This is a genomic window from Streptomyces sp. URMC 127, from assembly GCF_051386535.1.
Lineage (GTDB): Bacteria > Actinomycetota > Actinomycetes > Streptomycetales > Streptomycetaceae > Streptomyces.
This window is the reverse complement of the sequence record NZ_JBPQTW010000326.1, coordinates 1-5,353: the sequence shown is the minus strand read 5'-3', so window position 1 is coordinate 5,353 and position 5,353 is coordinate 1. Positions and strand designations below refer to the sequence as shown.

Genomic DNA, 5,353 nt, shown 5'->3' with positions numbered 1-5,353 from the left:
GCCGGGCGGCCGACCTCCTCGTCCTGGCCCCGGGCACGGACCCGCTGCGCGACGTCCGGGCCGTCCGGCGGACCGACGCCGTGGTCGTACGGGGGCGGCTCTACGCGGAAGGCGTCCCGACGCCCGCCGCGATGATCCGGCCGACGCGCGAGTCCGGCGTGATCTCCTCGCCCTTCGCGTCCGTGGAGTTGACCGAGTAGATCAGCGACTGCGCGCCGTCCTGCGTGGCGGCGAAGCCGTTCAGGTAGCCGTAGCGGCTGCCGGTCTTGCCCCAGTAGACGGGGCCGCCCTTGGTGAGCTGGATGCGCGCCAGGCCGCTGCCGTAGACGGCGGGCTTCCCGCTCTCGTACTGCGGCACCTGCGGCACGGTGAACATCAGCTTCAGCTCCTGCCGCGGCACGATGCGGCCGGAGAAGAGGGCGGAGACGAAGCGGTCCAGGTCGGCCGTGGTGGTGATGAGGTCGCCGGAGGCCCACGTCTCGGACTGGTCCCACTCGGTCGCGTCGACGAGCCGTGCGGTGCCGTCGGCGTTCTTGAGCGCCTCGTAGCCGTGCGTGTGGCGGCCCTTGATGCGGAAGCTCGTGCCGGGGCTGTACGTGTCCTTCAGGCCCGCCCGGTCGATGACCCGCTCCCGCAGCTCCTGCTCGTACGTCCGCCCCGTGACCTTCTCGATCAGCATTCCCAGCACGTTGTAGCCGATGTTGGAGTAGTGCTGCTGCGTGCCGGGCGCGAACTCCATCGGCTTGTCGAAGCCCGCCCGGACGAGGGCGCGGTGGTCCCAGGTGGTGTAGCGGCCCTTGTCCCAGTCGGGGGTCTTCGGGGTCCCGCGGGTGTCCCCGCCCGGCAGGCCGCTCGTGTAGTTGAGCAGCTGCCCGACCTTGACGTCGGGGTAGTGCGCGGGCAGCAGGCCCGGCAGGTAGTGCTGCACCGTCCCGTCGAGGTCGAGCTTGCCCTCGTGGACGAGCTGCAGCGCGAGGGCCGCCGTGAACGTCTTGGTGATGCTGCCCGCCCGGAACCGCTCGTCGCCCTTGACCGGCGTATGCGAACGCAGGTCGGCCTCTCCCGAAGCCCCGTTCCAGCGCAGGCCCTTGTCCTTGTAGCGGACCTGCGCGGCGGTGGCCCCGCTGTCGGGCAGGCCGTCGATCGCCTTCCGCAGGGCGGCGGCCTTGCCGGCAGCCTTGTCGGTGGCCTCGTCGGTGGCCTTATCGGTGGCGTTGTCGGCAGCCCTGCCGGCGGGCTGTGCGGAAGCGTGCGGGGCAGCGGGCGTGGCTATGGCGGGTGCGGCGGCGCCCAGCGCAAGGGAGGCGACGGCGGCGGTGGCAGTTGCGGTGGCGGCGAGGACGGTGATTCTGTTGCGGCGCACGGTGGTTCCCCCTGCTGTGACGGACGTCCTGCTGTGACGGACGTTCCCAACGCCATCCATCGTCGCGATGCGTACGGGCGGGCGAATCGCCGACGCGAGGGGTATCGGCCGCCGACGTCATCCCTCGCGCGAGGGATGGCCGAGTGCGGGATGGCCGAGTCCGGGATGGCCGAGTCCGGGATGGCCGAGTCCGGGATGGCCGAGTCCGGTCATCCTCCCGGGGCTATCAGCCCCGTCTCGTACGCGCAGATGACCGCCTGGATCCGGTCGCGCAGCCCCAGCTTCGACAGCACGTTGCTGACGTGGGTCTTCACCGTGTGCTCACTGACCACCAGCTCGGCCGCGATCTCCGCGTTCGACAGGCCGCGCCCGAGCAGCACGAGCGTCTCGCGCTCGCGCGCCGTGAGCGCCCCCAGGACGTGCCCGGCGGTGGTGGCCGCCGCCTGCCCGCGGCTGGTGAAGTCGGCGACCAGGCGGCGGGCCACGGACGGCGCGAGCAGGGAGTCCCCGGCGACGACGACCCGCACGGCGTGCACGAGGTCGTCCCGGCGGACGTCCTTCAGCAGGAACCCGCTCGCGCCCGCGTGCAGCGCCTCGTAGACGTAGTCGTCCTGGTCGAAGGTGGTGAGCATGACGGCCTTGCAGCCGCTCTCCGCGCAGATCGCCCGGGCCGCCTCGATGCCGTCCATGCGGGGCATGCGGATGTCGAGCAGGACGACGTCGGGGGCGTGCCGCCGCACGGCCGCCACGGCCTCGGCGCCGTCGCCGGCCTCCGCGACGACCTCGATGTCCGGCTGGGCGGACAGGATCATCGCGAAGCCGCTGCGCACCAGTTCCTGGTCGTCGGCCACCACCACACGGATCGTCACGTCGTCGTCTCCCCCGCCTCTACTGCGCCCTGCATTGCGTCCTGTACTGCGCTTGCTGCCGGTGAGGAGACCACGAGCGGCAGCCGCAGACAAACGCGGTAGCCGCGGCCGTCCGGCCCCGGCCCGGCCGACGCGGTCCCGCCGTGCGCCGCGGCCCGCTCGCGGATGCCGATCAGCCCCCTGCCGCTGCCTTTGCCGCCGGGCTTGCGGACGCCGGAGCCGTCGTCGGCCACGGTGACGGACAGCCGACCGGAGAGCCGGTCCCCGCCGGGCGGTCCCCAGGCGAGCCGTACGGTCACGTTGCGGGCGTCGGAGTGTTTGAGGACGTTCGTCAGCGCCTCCTGGACGACGCGGTAGACGGTGACCTGAACGTCGGCGGCGAGCGACTGCGGCTCCCCCTCCGTCAGCAGGACCACGGAGAGCCCGGTCCGCCGCACCTGATCGACCAGACCGGGAAGACCGGCAAGGGTGGGCTGCGGGGTGCGCCGCGACCCGTGTCCTGCGTCTTCTCCCCGACCTGGGTGACCTGAGCGACCTGAGTGGTTCTCCCCGGGGTTCTCCTTGAGGACGCCGAGCATGCGCCGCAGCTGCACCATCGCGTCCCGCCCGGCCCCGGCGATCGCGTCGAACGCCGCCTCCGCCCGGTCGGGATCCGACCGTACGACCAGGGGTCCGGCCTCCGCCTGGACCACCATCAGGCTGACGGCGTGCGAGAGGACGTCGTGCATCTCCCGGGCGATCCGGGCGCGTTCCCGCTCGGCGGCCCGCGCGGCCTCCTGCTCCCGCGCCCGTTCCAGGGCCGCGGCACGCGCCTCGACGGCCTGCGTGTACGCCTGCCGGGTCCGCGCCAGCACCCCCAGCACGTACACCATGCTGAAGAGGAAGAACGCGAAGAGGTACTCGCGCGCGGTGTTGGTCTTGAGGGCGACCGCGACGGCGACGAGCGGCAGCCCGAGCACGACCGTCACCCGCCGCTGCACGGCACCCCCCTGCGCGGCGATCGTGAAGATCGCCACGAGCGGGCTGTACGGCATCGGCTGCCCGGGTCCGTCCATCGGCAGATAGACGAACCCGGCCACGGTGATCGCCAGGAGGCAGGCCAGCGGCGCCCGGCTGCGCCACAGGAGCGGCAGCACGGACAGCGTGGTCATCCCGTAGAACGCCCATGTCGCGGGCGGCACGTCGGCCGAGCGCGGCACGACGAAGGGGATGGTCACGGCGACCTGGACGACAGCGGTGATCAGAGCGTCAACGGCCCAGGGGCTGCGTATCCGGTGGAGCATGAACGAAGTATCAGGGCGGCCTGAGCGCTCGTCAGCCGGCGGGGCGTACGAGCTCCAGCTCGTACTCCTTCGCCATCGGGTCGTCGGGCATCGCCACGGTGAGGCCGGAGGGCACGAAGCCGGCGTTGCGGTAGACGGACAGGGCACGCCCGTTGTCCTCGTGGACGAACAGGCGTATGCGCTCCACGCGGGGCTCGGACAGCCCCCACGACCATGCGACGGCCGCCTCGAACAGCGCCTGTATCAGGCCGTTGCCGCGGGCTTCGGGACGGACGAAGACCCCGACGATGTGCGTCTGCGGAACGGCCGGTGTGCCGCCGAAGACGGTGTCCTCGCCGGAGTCCGGCAGCTCGACGAGCACGGTGACCGTGCCGTCCCACGTCCCGTCGGGCGCCTCCGCCACGAACGTGGTGACGGAAGAGGCCTCGGAGCTGGCCCGGGCCCTCTCCTGCCAATAGCTGTCGGGCTGCGCGGAGGCGCTCTCGTACGTGTCGAGGAACGCGATGGGCGCCACCGGATCCGAAAGCGCCGCCAGCCGCAGTTCCTTGGACTTCTCCCAGTCTTCCGCGCGCACAGGCCTGATGATGTGCTCCATCTTTTGATCGTCGCCCCGGATGGTTGGCATGGGCAATGTGTTTTCGCTCTCGGCGGGGAGGGCAGAGGGCTGCGCATGACGAACATGACGCAAGCGTGCGAGGGCGGAATCGCCGTGGTCATGGGCGCGGAGGAGCTGGCAGTGGTGCTGCCGCCCGGTGATCTGCGCGAGCGGCTGGGGGAATTGACGAACAGTACGGTCCAGATCTTCGGGGTTGCGGCGGAGGAGCTCGCCGAGGGCATCACCAACTGCATCGCCGAGCGCTTCGCCGAGGGTGTGGAGGTCCTGGTCACGGGGTGGGGGTGCCCGCCGCTGACGGAGGCCGTGCTCGGCCGTCTACCGCGGCTGAGGGTGGTCGTCCACGCGGCGGGATCAATAAAGCTGCTGGTGACGGAGGCGGTCTGGGAGCGCGGGATCGTGGTCTCGTCGGCGGCGGAGGCCAACGCGGGGCCGGTCGCCGACTTCACCCTCGCCGTGATCGGCCTCGCGGCGAAGGGCGCCCTGCCGATGGCCGCGGCATACGCGAACGGCCACTGGCCGGCCTTCAGGGAACGCCGGGGAGCGGACGGCCGCACGGTCGGCGTCATCGGCGCCTCCCGCATCGGCCGCCGGGTGATCGCGGGGCTACGAGCTTCGACGGCCGGATACCGGGTGCTGCTCTACGACCCGTACGTGACGGACGCGGATGCGATGGGGGCGGGAGTGGGGACGGGCGTGCAGCGGGTGGCACTGCTGGCGGATCTCTGCCGGGCAGCAGACATCGTGACGGTGCACGCACCGGAGACCCCGGAGACGCGCCGGCTGCTCGACGTAGAGCACCTGGCCCTGATCCCGGACGGCGGGACGGTCATCAATACGGCGCGGGGGTCGATCGTGGACACGGAGGCATTGGAGCGGGAGTGCGCGTCGGGTCGGCTGAGCGCATGGCTCGATGTGACGGACCCGGAGCCCTTGGAAAAGGGCCGGCGGCTGTTCCAGCTGCCGAATGTGGTGGTGACGCCGCACATTGCCGGAGCTCAGGGGAGCGAGGGACGCCGGCTGGGGATATGGGCGGTGGAGGAGGTGAGGCGGTGGAGGAGAGGGGAAAGGCTGAGGGGAGAGGTGAAGAGGGAGGAATTAGAGAGGCTGGCGTGAGGATGCGCGAGCAATTAGAAGCAGTCTGGGTAAACGCAAAAAAGCCTCAGGCCCGGGATCAATGATCCCAGACCTGAGGCTGAATAATTGCTCGGCGGCGTCCTACTCT

General features: G+C 71.2%; 5 protein-coding genes. 1 reads left to right on the top strand and 4 read right to left on the bottom strand.

The window, feature by feature from the left end:
- Window positions 1-100: 100 nt before the first annotated feature.
- From ACSNOH_RS33195 to ACSNOH_RS33180, 4 genes are all read right to left on the bottom strand, one after another.
- Complete coding sequence (locus ACSNOH_RS33195) at window positions 101-1,363, bottom strand: serine hydrolase domain-containing protein (RefSeq protein ID WP_436725164.1); 1,263 nt, start codon at window positions 1,361-1,363, stop codon at window positions 101-103.
- Between the two features lie 209 nt (window positions 1,364-1,572).
- Window positions 1,573-2,232 carry a response regulator gene (locus ACSNOH_RS33190; protein WP_436725163.1) on the bottom strand — a complete coding sequence of 220 codons (660 nt, stop codon included), beginning with the start codon at window positions 2,230-2,232 and terminating at the stop codon, window positions 1,573-1,575.
- On the bottom strand, window positions 2,229-3,515 hold the full coding sequence (locus tag ACSNOH_RS33185; RefSeq protein ID WP_436725162.1) for a sensor histidine kinase: 1,287 nt from the start codon (window positions 3,513-3,515) through the stop codon (window positions 2,229-2,231). Before ACSNOH_RS33185 ends, ACSNOH_RS33190 begins: the two co-directional genes overlap by 4 nt.
- A 31-nt stretch (window positions 3,516-3,546) precedes the next feature.
- A complete protein-coding gene (locus ACSNOH_RS33180; protein WP_436725161.1) occupies window positions 3,547-4,089 on the bottom strand; it encodes a GNAT family N-acetyltransferase in 543 nt (180 codons plus the stop codon).
- A 96-nt stretch (window positions 4,090-4,185) separates the two neighbouring features.
- On the opposite strand from ACSNOH_RS33180, the gene ACSNOH_RS33175 reads away from it, so the two are divergent.
- Window positions 4,186-5,244: a hydroxyacid dehydrogenase gene (locus tag ACSNOH_RS33175; RefSeq protein ID WP_436725160.1), complete on the top strand. Its 1,059-nt coding sequence runs from the start codon at window positions 4,186-4,188 to the stop codon at window positions 5,242-5,244.
- Window positions 5,245-5,353: the final 109 nt, after the last annotated feature.